General features: G+C 69.4%; 14 protein-coding genes. 7 read left to right on the top strand and 7 right to left on the bottom strand.

All coding sequences use genetic code 11. The features are described from left to right. Positions 1 to 28 precede the first annotated feature (28 nt). Together clpB and FOY91_RS02895 are read right to left on the bottom strand one after the other, a co-directional pair. Positions 29 to 2,620 carry an ATP-dependent chaperone ClpB gene (gene clpB / locus FOY91_RS02900; protein ID WP_145147951.1) on the bottom strand — a complete coding sequence of 864 codons (2,592 nt, stop codon included), beginning with the start codon at positions 2,618 to 2,620 and terminating at the stop codon, positions 29 to 31. A 64-nt stretch (positions 2,621 to 2,684) separates the two neighbouring features. Beyond that, positions 2,685 to 3,224, bottom strand: a complete 540-nt coding sequence (locus tag FOY91_RS02895) for a DUF1003 domain-containing protein (RefSeq protein WP_145147950.1) — start codon at positions 3,222 to 3,224, stop codon at positions 2,685 to 2,687. Between the two features lie 112 nt (positions 3,225 to 3,336). On the opposite strand from FOY91_RS02895, the gene FOY91_RS02890 reads away from it, so the two are divergent. From FOY91_RS02890 to FOY91_RS02865, 6 genes are all read left to right on the top strand, one after another. Further along, positions 3,337 to 6,249, top strand: a complete 2,913-nt coding sequence (locus tag FOY91_RS02890) for a M16 family metallopeptidase (protein WP_145147949.1) — start codon at positions 3,337 to 3,339, stop codon at positions 6,247 to 6,249. A gap of 52 nt (positions 6,250 to 6,301) precedes the next feature. Continuing rightward, positions 6,302 to 6,604 (top strand): hypothetical protein, encoded by a 303-nt coding sequence (locus FOY91_RS02885; RefSeq protein ID WP_145147948.1) that lies wholly within the window; start codon positions 6,302 to 6,304, stop codon positions 6,602 to 6,604. A gap of 97 nt (positions 6,605 to 6,701) precedes the next feature. Further along, positions 6,702 to 7,457 carry a coenzyme F420-0:L-glutamate ligase gene (cofE, locus tag FOY91_RS02880; protein ID WP_145147947.1) on the top strand — a complete coding sequence of 252 codons (756 nt, stop codon included), beginning with the start codon at positions 6,702 to 6,704 and terminating at the stop codon, positions 7,455 to 7,457. After that, a complete protein-coding gene (gene cofD / locus FOY91_RS02875; protein WP_145147946.1) occupies positions 7,454 to 8,404 on the top strand; it encodes a 2-phospho-L-lactate transferase in 951 nt (316 codons plus the stop codon). The genes cofE and cofD overlap by 4 nt, the downstream gene beginning before the upstream one ends. Continuing rightward, on the top strand, positions 8,401 to 8,976 hold the full coding sequence (cofC, locus tag FOY91_RS02870; RefSeq protein ID WP_145147945.1) for a 2-phospho-L-lactate guanylyltransferase: 576 nt from the start codon (positions 8,401 to 8,403) through the stop codon (positions 8,974 to 8,976). The genes cofD and cofC overlap by 4 nt, the downstream gene beginning before the upstream one ends. Positions 8,977 to 9,057: 81 nt before the next feature. Continuing rightward, positions 9,058 to 9,270: a dodecin gene (locus tag FOY91_RS02865; protein ID WP_145147944.1), complete on the top strand. Its 213-nt coding sequence runs from the start codon at positions 9,058 to 9,060 to the stop codon at positions 9,268 to 9,270. A 102-nt stretch (positions 9,271 to 9,372) separates the two neighbouring features. Here the strand turns inward: FOY91_RS02865 and FOY91_RS02860 are convergent, their stop codons facing one another. Beyond that, complete coding sequence (locus FOY91_RS02860; RefSeq protein WP_145147943.1) at positions 9,373 to 9,819, bottom strand: ferritin-like domain-containing protein; 447 nt, start codon at positions 9,817 to 9,819, stop codon at positions 9,373 to 9,375. A gap of 126 nt (positions 9,820 to 9,945) precedes the next feature. On the opposite strand from FOY91_RS02860, the gene FOY91_RS02855 reads away from it, so the two are divergent. Next, the gene (locus FOY91_RS02855; protein WP_145147942.1) at positions 9,946 to 10,440 is read left to right on the top strand and encodes a DUF3429 domain-containing protein; all 495 of its coding nucleotides are present in this window, start codon (positions 9,946 to 9,948) and stop codon (positions 10,438 to 10,440) included. 12 nt (positions 10,441 to 10,452) lie between these two features. Here the strand turns inward: FOY91_RS02855 and FOY91_RS02850 are convergent, their stop codons facing one another. From FOY91_RS02850 to FOY91_RS02835, 4 genes are all read right to left on the bottom strand, one after another. Further along, positions 10,453 to 11,373: an MBL fold metallo-hydrolase gene (locus FOY91_RS02850; RefSeq protein WP_145147940.1), complete on the bottom strand. Its 921-nt coding sequence runs from the start codon at positions 11,371 to 11,373 to the stop codon at positions 10,453 to 10,455. Between the two features lie 13 nt (positions 11,374 to 11,386). Continuing rightward, positions 11,387 to 13,876 (bottom strand): TonB-dependent receptor, encoded by a 2,490-nt coding sequence (locus tag FOY91_RS02845; protein WP_238995204.1) that lies wholly within the window; start codon positions 13,874 to 13,876, stop codon positions 11,387 to 11,389. Positions 13,877 to 14,149: 273 nt separating this feature from the next. Beyond that, entirely contained in the window at positions 14,150 to 15,073 is a 924-nt protein-coding gene (locus FOY91_RS02840; protein WP_420822853.1) for a Vgb family protein, read from the bottom strand. A gap of 85 nt (positions 15,074 to 15,158) precedes the next feature. Next, entirely contained in the window at positions 15,159 to 16,166 is a 1,008-nt protein-coding gene (locus tag FOY91_RS02835; protein WP_145147936.1) for a sterol desaturase family protein, read from the bottom strand. Between the last annotated feature and the right edge of the window lie 99 nt (positions 16,167 to 16,265).

Genomic DNA, 16,265 nt, shown 5'->3' with positions numbered 1-16,265 from the left:
GACGACCGGCGGCGGATGGCGTTCGCCATCAACCCCCGCCGGCCGTCACCCCCAGCGCCAGCGCGCCGTCGCCCTCGTCCACCGTCACCAGCGATCCGTCGTGGATGTCGCCGCGCAGGATGGCGTCGGCTAGCGGGTCCTGCAGATATTTCTGCACCGCCCGCTTCAGCGGCCGCGCGCCATAGACCGGATCGTAGCCGACCCGCCCCAGCCACGTCCGCGCGCCATCGGTCAGCGAGAGCGTGATCTTGCGATCGCGCAGCAGCTTGCCCACGCGGCCCACCTGGATGTCCACGATCGGCCCCATCGTCTCCTGCCCCAGCCGGTGGAACAGGATGATCTCGTCCAGCCGGTTGAGGAATTCCGGGCGGAAGTGCGCGCGCACCACCTCCATCACCTGCGGCTCCACGGTGGCCACGTCGTCCCCATCCGCCACGTTGGCCAGATACTGGCTGCCCAGGTTGCTCGTCAGGATGATGAGCGTATTCGAGAAGTCGACCGTGCGGCCCTGCCCGTCGGTCAGCCGGCCGTCGTCCAGCACCTGCAACAGGATGTTGAACACGTCGCCGTGGGCCTTCTCTACCTCGTCGAACAGGATCACCTGATAGGGGCGGCGGCGGACGGCCTCGGTCAGCACGCCGCCTTCCTCGTAGCCGACATAGCCCGGCGGTGCGCCGATCAGCCGGGCGACCGAATGCTTCTCCATGAACTCGCTCATGTCGATCCGTACCATCGCGGCGTCGTCGTCGAACAGGAAGCCGGCGAGCGCCTTGGTCAGCTCGGTCTTGCCGACGCCGGTCGGCCCGAGGAACAGGAAGCTGCCGAGCGGCCGGTTCGGATCCTGCAACCCGGCGCGCGCCCGGCGCACCGCGCGGGAGACGGCCTCGATCGCCGCCTTCTGGCCGATCACGCGCTTGCCGATGGTGGCTTCCATCGCCAGCAATTTCTCGCGCTCGCCCTCCAGCATGCGATCGACCGGGATGCCCGTCCACCGCGAGACGACACCGGCGATGTCCTGCGCGGTCACTTCCTCGCGCAGCATCGCGCCGGCCGCCGCGTTGGCCGCCTCGGACAGCTGCTTTTCCAGATTGGGGATCACGCCGTAGCTGAGTTCGCCCGCGCGGCCCCAGTCGCCGGCCCGCTGCGCCTGCTCTACCTCGACGCGCGCGGCATCGAGCTGTTCCTTCAGCCGGGCCTCGGCATTGATCTTGTCCTTCTCGCCCATCCAGCGGGTGGTCAGCTCGGCGGACTGTTCCTCCAGCTCCACCAGATCGCCTTCGAGCGTGTCGAGCCGGTCCTTCGAGGCGGTGTCGGTTTCCCAGCGCAACGCCTCGCGTTCGATCTTGAGCTGGATGATGCGGCGGTCGAGGTTCTCGATCTCCTCGGGCTTGCTCTCCACCTCCATCCGCAGCCGGCTGGCCGCCTCGTCCATCAGGTCGATCGCCTTGTCGGGGAGGAAGCGGTCGGTGATATAGCGGTTGCTCAGCGTCGCCGCCGCCACCAGCGCGCCATCGGTGATCCGCACGCCGTGGTGCAGCTCGTACTTCTCCTTCAGCCCGCGCAGGATCGAGACGGTATCCTCCACCGTCGGCTCCGACACGAACACTGGCTGGAAGCGGCGTTGCAGGGCCGGGTCCTTCTCCACATGCTTGCGATATTCATCGAGCGTGGTGGCGCCGATGCAGTGCAGCTCGCCGCGTGCCAGCGCGGGCTTGAGCAGGTTGGAGGCGTCCATCGCCCCCTCGCCCTTGCCGGCGCCGATCAGCGTATGCATCTCGTCGATGAACAGGATGATCTCGCCGGCGGCCTGCTTCACCTCGTCGAGCACGCCCTTCAGGCGCTCCTCGAACTCGCCGCGATATTTCGCGCCGGCGATCAGGCTGCCCATGTCGAGCGCCATCACCCGCCGGTCCTTGATCCCGTCCGGCACGTCGCCGTTGACGATACGCAGCGCCAGCCCCTCGGCGATCGCCGTCTTGCCGACGCCCGGCTCGCCGATCAGCACCGGGTTGTTCTTGGTACGGCGGGCGAGCACCTGAATGGTGCGGCGGATTTCCTCGTCGCGGCCGATCACGGGGTCGAGCTTGCCGTCGCGCGCTGCTGCCGTGAGATCGCGGGCGAACTTCTTGAGCGCGTCGTAGCGATCCTCGGCGCCCGCCGTGTCGGCGGCGCGGCCCTGCCGCAGTTCGTTGATCGCGCCGTTCAGCGCCTCCGCCTTCACGCCGGCCGCCGCCAGTGCCTTGCCGGCGGACGAGGTGGTGGCGAGCGTGAGCGCGAGCAACAGCCGCTCGACCGTGACGAAGCTGTCGCCGGCCTTCTGCGCGATCTGCTCGGCCGAATCGAGGATGCGGACCAGATCATTGTCCAGCCCGGGGGACTGCTGCGCGCCGCCGCCCGAGACGGCCGGGTGCTTCGCCAGCGCCGCGTCCGTGTCGCGCAGGGCGATGGCGGGGTCGCCGCCGGCGGCGCGGATCAGCCCGCTCGCCATGCCCTCCTTGTCCTCCAGCAGCGCCTTGAGCAGATGCTCGGGCGCGATGCGCTGGTGGCTGTTGCGGATGGCGACGGTCTGCGCGGACTGGAGAAAGCCCTTGGCGCGATCGGTGAATTTTTCGAGGTTCATGTGACTCCCCTTGGATACCGCCGCGATATGGTGTTGCTATTATGCAACACAAGGCCGATCGTCGCTATTTTCCAAGCAGGGCGATCACCTCCTGCTGGTGGCGGGCCAGCGCCTCCAGATGCTCGATCCGCAGCGCATCCACCTTCTCGTGCAGCCGCATGATCTCCAGTTCGGCGCGCAGATTCACTTCGTAGTCGTGGGCAGCGGCGAGCCGGTCCTGCGTGGCCTGCCGGTTCTGGCTCATCATGATGACGGGCGCCTGCAACGCCGCGATCATCGAGAGCATGAGGTTGAGGAAGATGTACGGATAGGGATCGAACGCGGCATCGTGGAGGCGCGGCAGCACGCCGGTGTTCAGCAGCATCCAGCCGACGAGGATGCCGAGGAACGAGAAGATGAACGCCCACGATCCGCCGATCGCCGCCACCCGGTCGGCCAGCCGGTCCCAAAAAGTGGAACGGATCTCCGCCTCCTCGCCCATGTCCCGGGCGATCGGCTGGCGGCCGGCGATGCCGTCGAGCACGCGGCGCTCCTCGGCGGCCAGCCCGGCGGCGTCCTTGCCCAGATAATCGCGGGCCAGTTCGGGGGCGGTGCGGCGGGTCATCGGTCTATTCTCCGTCATGCGGGGCCGATCCGGTCGACGATGTTGCCGGATCGGCGGATCGGGCTAGGATGCGTCATCGGCCCTCTGGCCTCCCCCCGTCGGAAAGTCCCCCATGTTCCGTCCGATCTTCGGTTCCTTCGCTGCCTCGCTGGCCGCCGGCCTGCTCGCCACGTCCTCGCTGGCGGCCGCCCCCGCGCCGACAAAGCCCGCGCCGGTTGCCGATCTGGTGAAGGCGGTGGCCATTCCGTACAGCCAGTTCACTTTGCCCAACGGCCTGCGCGTGATCGTGCACACCGATCGCAAGGCGCCGGTGGTGGCGCTGTCCGTCTGGTATCATATCGGCTCGAAGGACGAGCCGGCCGACAAGACCGGCTTCGCCCACCTGTTCGAGCATCTGATGTTCAACGGATCGGAGAACGCGAACGAGGATTTCTTCAAGCCGCTGGAGACGGTGGGGGCGACCGACACCAACGGCACCACCTCGTTCGACCGGACCAACTATTTCGAGACGGTGCCGACCGGTGCGCTGGAATTTGCCCTGTTCCTCGAATCGGACCGGATGGGCCACCTGCTCGGCGCGATCGACAAGACCAAGCTCGATAACCAGCGCGGCGTGGTGCAGAACGAGAAGCGCAGCGGCGACAACCAGCCCTACGGCCTCGTCGAATATGCCCAGCTGGAAGGGCTGTTCCCGCCGGGCCACCCGTATCGCCACTCCACCATCGGCTCGATGGCCGATCTCGATGGCGCGAGCCTGGAGGACGTGAAGAACTGGTTCCGCGCGCATTACGGGCCGAACAACGCGGTGCTGGTGCTGGCCGGCGACATCGACGCCGCCACCGCCCGCCCGCTGGTGGAGAAATGGTTCGGCGGCATCCCGCGCGGGCCGGAGACGCCGCGCCCGGCCGTTGCCGTACCCACGCTTGCGGCCCCGGTGGAGCGGGTGATGCACGATCGCGTCGCCACCACGCGGATCTATCGCAACTGGACGGCGCCCGGCCTCAACGATCCCGATGCGGTGCCGCTCGATATCGCGCTCACCATCATCGGCGGCCTGTCTTCCTCGCGGCTGGACAATGCGCTGGTGCGGCAGGACAAGACCGCCGTCAGCGCCTCGGCCTCGTTGCAGGAACTGGAGAAGGTGTCGCTGGTGGAGATCACCGCCAACGTGCGCCCCGGCGTCGACCCCAAGGTGGTTTCCGCCCGGCTCGATGCGCTGATCGCCGATTTCCTCAAGACCGGCCCCACCGCGGACGAGGTGGCGCGCGCCGCCACGCGGGAGGTGGCCGGGCGCATCGCCGGGCTGGAATCGGTCGGCGGCTTCGGCGGGAAGGCGGTGACGCTGGCGGAAGGCGCGGTCTACTCCGACGATCCCGAGAAATACGCCAAGGATCTGGCCGAATATGCCGCCGCCACGCCCGCCACCGTATTGGCGGCGGCGCGCAAGTGGCTGGGCCGGCCGGCGTTGAGCATCGTGGTGGCGCCGGGCGAGCGGAGCGCCGCCGACGTGGCAAGTGCGGGCGGCGGCGGCGGCAACGCGCGCGGCCTGCGCTATTATCGCGATCCCAAGCAGGGCGGGGCGGCCGCGCCCGGCGCTTCGATGGCGGCGCGGGTGACGCCGCCGGGCCCCCCGCCCGCGCCGAAACAGGCCGCCGGCCCGGCCCGCAGCGCGCCGCCGGTGAAGCCGATCGACGACCTCGTGTTCCCGAAGGTGGAGCGCACCACGCTGTCGAACGGGATCGAGGTGGTGCTGGCGCGCCGCACCACCGTGCCCACGGTGCGGGTGGCGGTGCAGTTCGACGCGGGCAACTCGGCCGATCCCAAGGCGAAGCTGGGCACGCAGGCGCTGACGCTGGCGCTGCTGGACGAGGGCACGAAGACACGCGATTCGATCCGCATCGCCGAGGAGCAGGAGCGGCTGGGCGCCACCATCGGCTCGTCGGCGGGGATGGACAGCACCACCGTCTCGCTGTTCGCGCTGAAGCCGAACCTCGCCCCCTCGCTCGACCTGCTGGCCGACGTGATCCGCAACCCCGTGTTCGCCCCCGCCGAGGTGGAGCGCGTCCGCAACCAGCTGCTCGCCCGCATCGCGAGCGAAAAGACGCAGCCGAGCAGCATCGCGCTGCGCGAGCTGCCGCCGCTGCTGTACGGGCCGGCGCACCCTTATGGCATCCCGTTCACCGGATCGGGCACCGAGGCGGGGGTGAAGGCGGCGACGCGGGCCGATCTGGTCGCCTTCCAGCAGGCATGGTTCCGGCCGGACAACGCCCGCATCTTCGTGGCCGGGGATATCACGCTGGCCGAGTTGAAACCGCAGCTTGAGGCGCGTTTCGGCGCGTGGGCGCCGGCGGCGGGGGTGGCGAAGGGCGCCAAGCTGTTCGCCATGGACCGCATGGCCCGCCCGAGCCGCATCCTGCTGATCGACCGGCCGCAAAGCCCGCAGTCGCTGATCCTGGCGGGCGAGGTGCTGCCGGTGAAGGGCACCGACGACCCGCTGGCGCTGACCACCGCCAACGAGGTGCTCGGCGGCGGCTTCCTCTCGCGGCTCAACACCGATCTGCGCGAGCAGAAGGGCTGGGCCTACGGCGTCGGCGGCTATGTGCGGATGGTGAAGGAGAACGTGCCGTACATCATCTCCGCCCCGGTGCAGACGGACAAGACCGGCGCCTCGATCACGGCGATGCTGGCGGACATGAAGGCGTTTCTCGGCCCGCAGGGTATCACCGCCGAGGAGCGCGAGCGGACGATCAACAACGCGGTCCGCTCGCTGCCGGGCAGCTTCGAGACGTCGGGCGACCTGCTCGGCGCGATCATGCAGAACGCGCTCTACGGCCGGCCCGACGATTATTATGCGAAGCTGGCCGATCGCTACCGTGCGCTTACCGTGCCGCAGCTGGATGCGGCGGCGCGCAAGGTGATCGATCCGTCGCGGCTGATCTGGATCGTGGTGGGCGATGCCGCCAAGGTGCGCCCGCAGCTTGACGCGGTCGGCCTGCCGGTGGAACTGGTCAAGCCGGCCAGCTGAGGCCGGCTTGCGCCGCTGATGGCACGATGCCGCTGATGACAAGGGAATGACGATGGCCGATATCGACGGCGCCTGGGATTGCGCGACCGCCTCGCCGATGGGCGAGCAGAAGATGGTGCTGACGGTGAAACGCGACGGCGATCGCTTTACCGGCGACCTGACCGGCGCGCTCGGATCGCTGCCGGTAACGGACGGACAGGTATCGGGCGACACGCTGACCTTCTCGATGGAGGTGACGATGCCCTTCCCGATCCGCATCGCCTGCCAGGCCACGATCACCGGCGATACGCTGGCCGGCACCGCCACCGTCGGCGCGTTCGGCAGCTACCCGATGACGGGCACGCGCAAGGCCTGAACGGCCCGGCGGCATCGGCGAACGGGCCTGCCGGGTTGACGGCGCGGGCCTGCGCGCCACAGGAGGCCCGGTCCATCCACCAGACTGAGAGCGTTGCATGATCGAAATCCTCGGCATCACGGGCGTCGGCGAGATCGTGCCCGGGTGCGATCTGGCGGCGCTGCTGGCCGATGCGTTGGAGGCGATGGGCGTGGTGCCCGCGCGCAACGACGTGCTGGTGGTGACGCAGAAGATCGTTTCCAAGGCCGAGGGGCGCGGCGTGTCGCTTGATGCGGTGACGCCCGACGCGGCGGCCGAGGCGCTGGCCGCCACCACCCGCAAGGACCCCCGGCTCGTCTCGCTGGTGCTGGCCGAATCGAGCGACGTGGTGCGGGCGGTGCCCAACGTGCTCATCACCCGCCACCGCAGCGGGCATGTGATGGCCAACGCCGGGATCGACCAGTCCAATCTCGGCCCGGGCGCGGCGGATCGCGCGCTGCTGCTGCCGGAGGATGCCGATGCGTCCGCCGCCCGGCTGCACGAGGCGCTCGCCGCCCGTTTCGCCACGCCGCCGGCGGTGGTGGTGTCGGACAGTTTCGGCCGGCCGTGGCGCTACGGCGTGACCAACGTGGCGATCGGCGCGGCGGGGCTGCCGGCGCTGATCGACAAGCGCGGCGAGAAGGATCGCGACGGCCGCGTGCTGGAGGTGACGCAGGTGGCGCTGGCCGACATGGTCGCGAGCGCCGCCGGCCTCGCCACCGGCGAGGGGGCCGAGGGCGTCCCGGCGGCGCTGGTGCGCGGCCTTGCGTGGGATGCGCCCGATGTACCCGCCGCCGCGCTCGTGCGGCCCCCGCATGAGGATCTGTTCCGGTGAGCGCGCCCGAAAATGCGCCGGGGAACGTCGTGGTGCTGACCGGCGGCGTCGGCGGGGCCAAGCTGGTGCTCGGTCTGATCCACGCGCTGCCGGCGGACGGCGTGACCGCGATCGTCAACACCGGCGACGACTTCACCCACCTCGGGCTGCGCGTCTCCCCCGATATCGATACGTTGCTCTACACATTGTCGGGCAAGGCGGATCAGGCGCAGGGCTGGGGCCGCGCCGGCGAGACGTGGAGCTTCATGGCGGCGATGGCCTCGCTCGGCGGGCCGGACTGGTTCCGGCTCGGCGACGGCGACCTCGCGCTGCACGTATGGCGCACCATGCGGATGGCGGCGGGCGAGCCGCTGTCCGCGATCACCGCCGACGTGGCGCGGGCGTGGGGCATCGGTGCCCGCGTGCTGCCGATGAGCGACGATCCGGTGGCGACCATGCTGGAGAGCGACGCCGGCACGCTCGCCTTCCAGGATTATTTCGTCGCGCGCCGCTGTGCGCCGGTCGTCTCGGCGATCCGGTTCGAGGGGGCGGCGGCCGCGCGGCCGGCGGTGGGCGTGCTGGAGGCGATCGGCGACCCGGCCACGCGGGCGATCCTGATCGCGCCCTCCAACCCGTTCCTCAGCGTCGATCCGCTGCTGGCGGTGCCGGGCATTCGCGAGGCGCTGTCCCACGCGAGCGCACCCGTGGTGGCGGTCTCGCCGCTCGTAGGGGGCACCGCGGTGAAGGGGCCGACCGCCAAGCTGATGGCGGAACTGGCGCTGCCGATCGATACCACCGCGATCGCGCGCCATTACGCCGGGGTGATCGACGGCCTGCTGGTGGACGAGCGCGACCCGCCCGGCGATCCCGGCATCGCCCATGCCCGCGCCGATACGCTGATGCACGACCTGCCCGATCGCATCCGCGTGGCGCAGGCGGCGCTGGCGCTGGCCGACAGCTTGCGATGAACCGGCCGGACGACGGCTGGATCGTCGCGGTGCCGCTGAAACCGGCGGGATCGCGCAAGACCCGGCTGGCGGCCCGGCTCGACGGCGCGACGCGTGACCGGCTGGCGGCGGCGATGTTCGGCCATGTCGTCGCCACCATCGCGCAGGTGCCCGGGGTGCGGGTGGTGCCGGTGTGCGAAACCGCGCCCGATGGCTGGGCGGGGGCATGGCATCGCGACGAGGGCGCAGGGTTGAACGAGGCGCTGGCCGGCCTGCGCACGGCGCATGGCGATGCGTCGTTCGCCGTGATCCATGCCGACCTGCCCCGCCTTGCCGCCGACGACGTGACCGCGCTGCTGGTGGCCGGGCAGACCGGATTGGCGCTGGCACCCGATCGCCACGGCGGCGGCACCAACGCGCTGGCGGTGGCGGCGGGCCGGCCGCTCGCCTTTCGCTTCGGGCCGGGCAGCCTGGCACGCTTCAGCGCCGAGTCGGGCGGGGCGGCGGTGCTGGTGCGGCGGCCGGGGCTGGCGCTGGATATCGACACGCCGGCCGACCTCGATCTGGCCGGTGGCGAAACAGACCCCGCCTGACGGGACTTTTCGCGGACATGTGGGTTGTTCACTGGCTGGTGCCCGCCGCAGGGGTCGGGCGAAAAGGGTGGGAGAGATCGAATGTCTGAACATGTCGCCAAGGTTATCGAAGTCGTCGGCACGTCCGACGAGAGCATCGAAAAGGCGATCGAAACCGCCGTGGAGCGCACCGCCGAGTCCGTCCGCAACCTCCGCTGGTTCCAGATGACCGAACTGCGCGGCCACATCGCCGATGGCAAGGTGGAGCGGTATCAGGTGATGCTGAAGATCGGCTTCGCGCTCGACGAGAAATAAGCGAAAAAACGGCATCGATCGATGGGTGACCTACCGTCCCCCTCGATCGATGCCGGGAACGGACGGGGCGGCGGGCCATTGGCTCGCCGCCCCGTCATATCGTCAGGCGACGCCGTGCTTCAGCGCGCTCATCTTGTCATGGCCTTCGCGCACCGAGGCGAAGCCCTTGGTGATCGCGGCGGTCGTGGCGGGGGCAAGGCCACCGTCCTTCAGCGCGGCCTCGTATTTCGCCTTGATGTGATCCTCGCCGCGCTCGACCTCCTGGATGATCGCCTTGTCGTCCTTGCCGGTGATCGCCTGCTTCAGATCCATGAACGTGCGGTGCGCCGCTGCCAGCAGGCTGGAGTCGGTTTCCGGCTCTCCGCCCAGGGTACGGACCTGCGCCTGCAGGTCGGTCGCGACCTGGCTGCGATCACGCGCGAAATCGGCGAAGAGCGTCGCGAACTGGGTGCTCTCGGCATCCTTGGCGGCGTCCTCATAGCCCTTCATGCTGTCGAGGGTGGTCTTGATGAGGCCGTTCAGCACGGAAATGTCGTTGGTATCGCTCATGAGGTCGCTCCTGTGGGAAGCCCCTTGAACGAACCCCGGCGATTAAGGTCCCATCGTCGGCGGGCGAAATGAACGCGGCGGATGGATGCGATGGAACGCGCACGCGGGCGGAGGCTTTGATCCTGCATGACCGAACCGTCCTCCGCATCCTTTCCTTTCGCCGTGCAGCCGATCACTCGCGCGCTGGGCTTCGCCGGGCTGTTGCCGCAGGCCGCCGCCGTGGTGACGGTGGCGCTCGGCACGGCGGCGGGCGGCTGGAACGGCGGGCTCGTCGCCAGCCTCGCGGCGGTGGCGGCGTTGATCTACGGCGCGGTCATCCTCAGTTTCCTCGGCGGGATCTGGTGGGGCTTCGCGATGCGGCGCGGCAACGGGCAGGGCGGGCTGGCGGTGCTGGCGGTGGTCCCGTCGCTGGTGGCGGCGGGTCTGGTGGGCGCCGCCGCCCCGCTCGGCCTCCGCTGGACGCTGGTGCTGCTGGGCAGCGCGATCCTGCTCACGCTGCTGGTCGATCGCCGGCTCGCCACCGCCGGTGAGGCGCCGGCGGGATGGATGCGGCTGCGGGTGCCGCTGTCGCTGGGGCTGGGCGGGTTGACGATCCTCGCCGGCATCCTCGCCCCGGCCTGAGGCGGGGCTGACCTAGCTCGCCGGCCGGGGGTAAAGGATGAAGTCGGCGTGCCGGTCGACGACGGGGTTCGCCCCCGCCGCATGGACCGCCTTCTGTAATTCCCCGATCGCGGCAGGCGGCAGCGGCAGCGCATGTTCCAGCGGATGGGTGGCCGCCTCCATCGGATAATCGCGGCCGGGGGTGGTCGTCATCTCGATATGCGCGCCCAGCAGCGCGCGGATCGGGTGCTGCCCGGCAAAGGCGGCGAGCCGGTCCGCGCTGTCGCGAAACGCCGCAAAGCGGTCGACCGGCACGTACAGCCGGCCGGGATAGAGCATGTCGCCCGAGAACAGCAGCCGCGTCCGTGCATCGTAGACCATGATGTGCGCCGGCTCGTGGCCCGGCGTGGGAATGATGTCGAGCACGCGCCCGCCCAGATCGATCCGGCCGAGGCCGCGCGGCCAGTCGGCGACGTGGAACGCCGTCGCGACCGCCTCCGGGGTAAGGCCGATCACGCGGGTATCCGGGCGGTCGCCGAATTCGGTGTCACCGGCGTGATGATCGCCGTGGCTGTGCGAATGCGCGACGACGAGGCGAACCGGACGGTCGCGATGCGCAGCCCGCCATTCGGCGATCAGGCGGTCGATCGTCGGCCGGACCTTCAGGCCGCCCGCGCCGCTGTCCAGCAACAGCGCCTCCCGATCGCCGAACAGGAGGTAGAGGAACGGCGCCTCGAAATTCGTCCGCACGGACTGGCGGATGACAAACGTATCCGCGTCGATGCGCTGGACCTGCATCGCCGGCTCGCTCGCCGTGGTGCCGTCGATCCAGGGTGTGAAGGGCGGCGGCTGGAACGGCGGTGCGGCGGCGGCCAGCAGGAGGGCGGCGCCGGCGGCGACGAGCGGTTTCCCGATCGCCCCCGCGCGGCCCCGGAGACGGGCAACCGGATGCATGCGCGGTCCTCCCTCAATAATGATAGCGGAACTCCACACCCACGCGCCGGGGCGTCAGCACGGACTGGGCGTAGAAACGCTCGACCACGCCTTGCCCCGCGACGCTGCCGAAGGCGTCGCGCACGCGGTTGAGCGAGCTGCGGTCGTTGCCCACCGACGTCACCGCATATTTGTCGAAGATGTTGTCCGCGAACAGGCCGACATCGAAGGCATCGGTGCGGTAGGTTACCGCCGCCCGGTGCATGACGTAGCTCGGGATGCGGGTGCCGAACCCGCGCAGGCCGACGCGCGAGAAGACGCTGCCGGTGTAGGTGGTCGCCCAGTTCGCCTCGATGCTGCGGCCGTCGCCGAGCGGGTGGGTATAGGTGCCCTGGATGCTGCCCGAATTCTTGGTCGAGCCGGGCAGGCGGTCACCGGGTTCGCCGTCGAACAGGTTGGTGTCGAAGCCGGGGCCGGGATCCTGCACGACGACGAGGGCGGGCGCGCGCCGGGTCAGCTTGGCATCGACGTAGGAATAGGTGCCCTGCACGACGAATTCGGGCGTGACCCTTACCGTGGTGCTGAACTCGATCCCCTGCGAGCGGGCCTTGCTGCCGTTCTTGGTGATCCCGATCGCGCCGTTGATCGTGGTGCTGGGCACCTGGATGCCGTTCCAGTTGACGCGGAAGCCGGCGAGCGTGAACTGGATGCGCTTGTCGAACAGCGCGGCGCGCACGCCCACTTCCATGTTGCGCGTCTTGTCCGGGCTGAACGTGATCTCGTCGGGCAAGGCGCACAGCGCCTGGCTGCCGGCGGCGATCGCGGCATAGTCCGAAGGGGTGCAGGCGGGCACGCGGTTGACGCCGCCGACGCGGTAGCCGGTGCTGTAGGTGCCGTAGACGAGCAGGTCGTTGCTGAACTTGTACGACGTGTTCGCCTTCCACACGAAACCGTCGGCGCTCACCGGATCGGGCGAGGCGATGCGTTCCGGCGCGAACTGGATCAGCGGGAAGGGGGTGCGGCGCAGGCCGCCGGACAGCAGCGGCAAATCCGATCCGCCGCGCGCCTCGGCGTCATACTTGTAATAGCGCAGGCCGCCGGTGACCTGCCATGCCTCGGTGATGTGCAGCGTGCCCTCGCCGTAGACCGCCTTCTCGGTCGTCTTGGTATCGACGAACGAGATATATTCGAGGTCGTCGGGCCGGTTGACGCCGGCGAACCCGGCGAAGCCCGGCACATATTCCTGCCGGTCGCTGTGGAATTTCTGGCGGTTGTAGAAGCCGCCGAGCACCCAGTTGAACGGCCCGCCATGGCTGGAAACGAGGCGGATCTCCTCGTTGAACTGCTTGTAGCGCTGCTGGTTGTTGGCGAACGAAGAGAATTCCGGAAACGCCTCGTAGCCGTAGTCGAGGTCGAGCAGCAGATCGGTGTTGTCGCCGACGTCGCGGTTCTTCTGCTCGGTATAGGCCGTGGTGCTGACGAGCTGGGCGAAATCGAACACGTTCACGTTCAGCTCGGCGGCGTAGAGGTTCGCGTTGCGCCGGTACGGTTCCTCGTAGCGGAACGGGGCCTCGTAGCGGCCGGTGCCGAGCACGCCGGCGATGTTCGCCTGCCGTCCGCCCGTCTTGGTCTGCTGGTGGGCATAGGTCAGGTAGAGCTTCAGGTCCGGGTTGTATTCGAGCAGCAGCTGGTTGCGGGTGGTGAAGGTGCGCTCGTAGTTGAGATCCTTCTCGCGGCGGAAGTTGGCGGCCTGCTGCGCGGCGGTGCCGAGCGAGGCGGCGTTCGCGTCGGCGCTGCGCACCGGCTGGGGATCGGAGACGCCGGGCTGTTGCAGGATGTTGTTGTAATCGATGAAGCCGGCGTTGCGGTAGTAGCCGGTCGAGGTGCGGAAGGCGATGTGATCTTCCAGGATCGGCACGTTGATCGCGACATCGCCGACCCCGCCGGGGTTCTCGCTGTGCGACTGCGCGTAGCCGCGGCCGTGCACGTCGATGGAGAAGCGATCGGTGGTCGGCCGGTTCGGGATGTAGCGGACAGCGCCCGCCAGCGTGCCCAGCCCGTAGAGCGTGCCCTGCGGCCCCTGCAGCACCTCGACGCGCGCGATGTCGATCAGCTTGAAATCGAGGTAGAGCGGCACCTCGCCGAGATAGACGCCGATGGTGTTGTTCGCGTTGTTGCCGTCGCTGGAGGTGTCGCCCGAGTTGATCCCGCGCAGCACGATGGTGCCGGTGGAGGCCGGGCCGGTATCGACCACCGTCATGCCGGGGGTGAAGGCGGCGAGCGAGCGGACATCGTCGATGCGCGCGCGGGCGAGCGTGTCGGCGGTGACGGCGTTGATGTTGATCGGGGCGTCCTGCAGCGTCGTCGAGCGGCGGCTGCCGGTCACGACGATCTCGTCGCTGCCCACCGGCTCGCTGGTCGTGACGGCCGTCTCGGTCGTGGTCTGCGCCGCGGCCGGCATCGCGGCCACACCGGCAAGCATCGTCGCGCCGAGCAGCGCCGCGCGAGAAAAGGTCGTTACCACTCTGTACCCCCGTTTATTTTATAAGCACCCCGCCCCAGCCCATCCGTTCCATGTGCGCCCGGCTCTGCGGCCGTGCTTCCGGTTATTACGATTTGGTGAAATGGCGCGCATCGCCATGGGTCGTTTGACGTAAGCGGGCGGATCGTCGCGTGGCGGGACGGTGGCGCGCGCCCGCCGCACCGGCGTTGCGCTCGCCCGGTGACGCACGCGCAGCCGCGACGGCGCCGTGGAAAAACGGGCAGGCAGGCCCGGTGATGGCCTGATCGGCGGCGTTCAGCGGGGCGGAGTGCCCAGCCGCCACCAAGAGAGCGTGTGGACGTCGTGCGCCGACGTCCACAGCCCCGTGCCGGCCCCTTGGCCGACGTAGCGCAGGGCGCCGCTGCCGGCGGGCTTGCCGAGTCGGGCGACGATCTTCAGCGAGGCGGGATCGATCACCACCATCGTCTGGTCGGCGGTAGTGCGGAGCCAGATCCTGCCGCCGCCCGCGTCGATATCGCCGTATTTCAGGTCTGCGCCCACCTTGACCCGCCCGGTCACCGTGCCGCTGCGCGGGTCGATCCGGGCGACGGTGCCGTCACCCTGCTCCTGCACCCAGACGGCGCCCTCCCCCGCGACGAGGAAGCCCGGCTGCGCGCCCAGCGCGATCCGCCGGACGACCTTGTCCGTCGCGGGGTCGATCTGCTGGAGCGTGCGTCCGGCGCTGCTGACCGCCCACAGCGCGCCGAGGCCGAACGCGAGGTAATGGGTGCCGGGATCGACCCTGACGGTCCCGACGACACGGTTCGTCTTCGGGTCGATTCGCGCGATGCCGCCGGCATCGTCGCTCGGCACCCAGATCGATCCCGCGCCGAAGACGACGTTCGTCTCGCCCTTGGGATTGGCGATGCCGGTGGGGATCCGCGCCGCGACTTTGGCCGTCGCAAGGTCGATCCTGACGACGGTGGCGTCCTTGCAGTCGGCAACCCACAGCGATCCCGCCGCCACCGCCATCGCGCCGCACGGCCCCGCCATCGGCACGGCGGCGAGCCTGCCCTTGCGCGACCATCGCTCGACGCGGCCCTTGTTGGTCGCCCAGACGCCGTCGCCGTCCACCGCGAGAAAATCCGCGAAGCCGGGGACGTCGAGCGTCTGTTCCTCGATGGCGGGCGGCGGCGGCGAGGCCGGTGCGGCGGCGGCCATGAGGGCGGCGATGCCCATGCCGAGAAGCATCGCGATCAGGCCGCGCGCAGCGTGGCAGAGGAAGAACGGAAGCCGATGGTCACGTGGCGCTGCTCCTTGGAAATCATGCGTCGGTCGCCTGCGCCAGCGCGGTGGGCGGCCGGTCGGCGGGCGGGGAGGCGAGGTCGGCGCGGGCCTGCGCCCGCCGTTCGCGAACCCTGTCGATCGCGGGCTGGAACGGAAACAGCATCTGTTCGGCGATGCTCAGCCGGCGCCGTTCGTCCTGCCCGACGATCGCGGATTCGCCGTCCCGGTAGGTGCCGAACAGCCGGTCGAGCAGGATCAGCGAATTGCCGTAGTTGCAGCGCGTTTCCTCATAGCCGGTCGAGTGGTGCAGGCTGTGGTTGCGAATGGTCGTGAAGAAGAACGCATACCACGCCGGCGGATCGAACCGCGTGTTGGCATGGGCGAACGTCGAGATGATGTTCAGGATGCTCAGTCCGCAGAACAGCGCGGGCAGCGGCACATCGAACAACGCCACCACGCTGAGGCTGATGAGCAGCAGCTCGATCGGGTTGCCGACCGCGCCCTTGGCGGCGTTCAGCTGGGTGAGGTGGTGGTGCGGCGCGTGGGTGGACCAGAAGAAGGACTGGTTGTGCATCAGGCGATGCATCCAGTACTGGCCGAACTCGATCAGGAACACGACCAGCGCGACCTGAAGCGGGAAGGGCAGGTGCATCGCCCATGGCGTCGCGATGCCCAGCGCGTGCTTGGCCGCCGTCAGCGGCGCCTCCGCGAGCGTGGCCGACGCCCAGGAGATCACCGTGGCGTTCAGCACGACATAGGCCAGGTCGGTGAAGAACTCGCGCCGGTCCATCCGCCAGCCCGCATGGCGCTCGCTTACCACCTCGAGGCACAGGACGAACAGCGTGGTGAGCGACGTCACCACGACGAGCATCCAGGGTTGGCTGGTGAGGGCGGCCGGCGCCGTCATCCAGAAAACGAGGGCGAGGAGCACCATCGCCGGCTGGAGATAACCCGCTACCCGCGTCCGCAAGGTCGGGGCCGAGGCAATCCGGTCGGAAGCCCCGCGATCCTCATCGTCCGCCGATACGGTGTATGCCGAAACCATGCCCGCCTCCATCATGCCCGACGGTCTAGGTCGATGGCATCATGGGGGCAGGTGGCCGAATGACGTAGGCAGGGGGCGATCGACCCCGGCCCGTCATCA

Source organism: Alterirhizorhabdus solaris, assembly GCF_007785815.1.
In the GTDB taxonomy this organism is placed as follows: domain Bacteria; phylum Pseudomonadota; class Alphaproteobacteria; order Sphingomonadales; family Sphingomonadaceae; genus Alterirhizorhabdus; species Alterirhizorhabdus solaris.
This window is presented reverse-complemented; position numbering and strand designations above follow the sequence as displayed.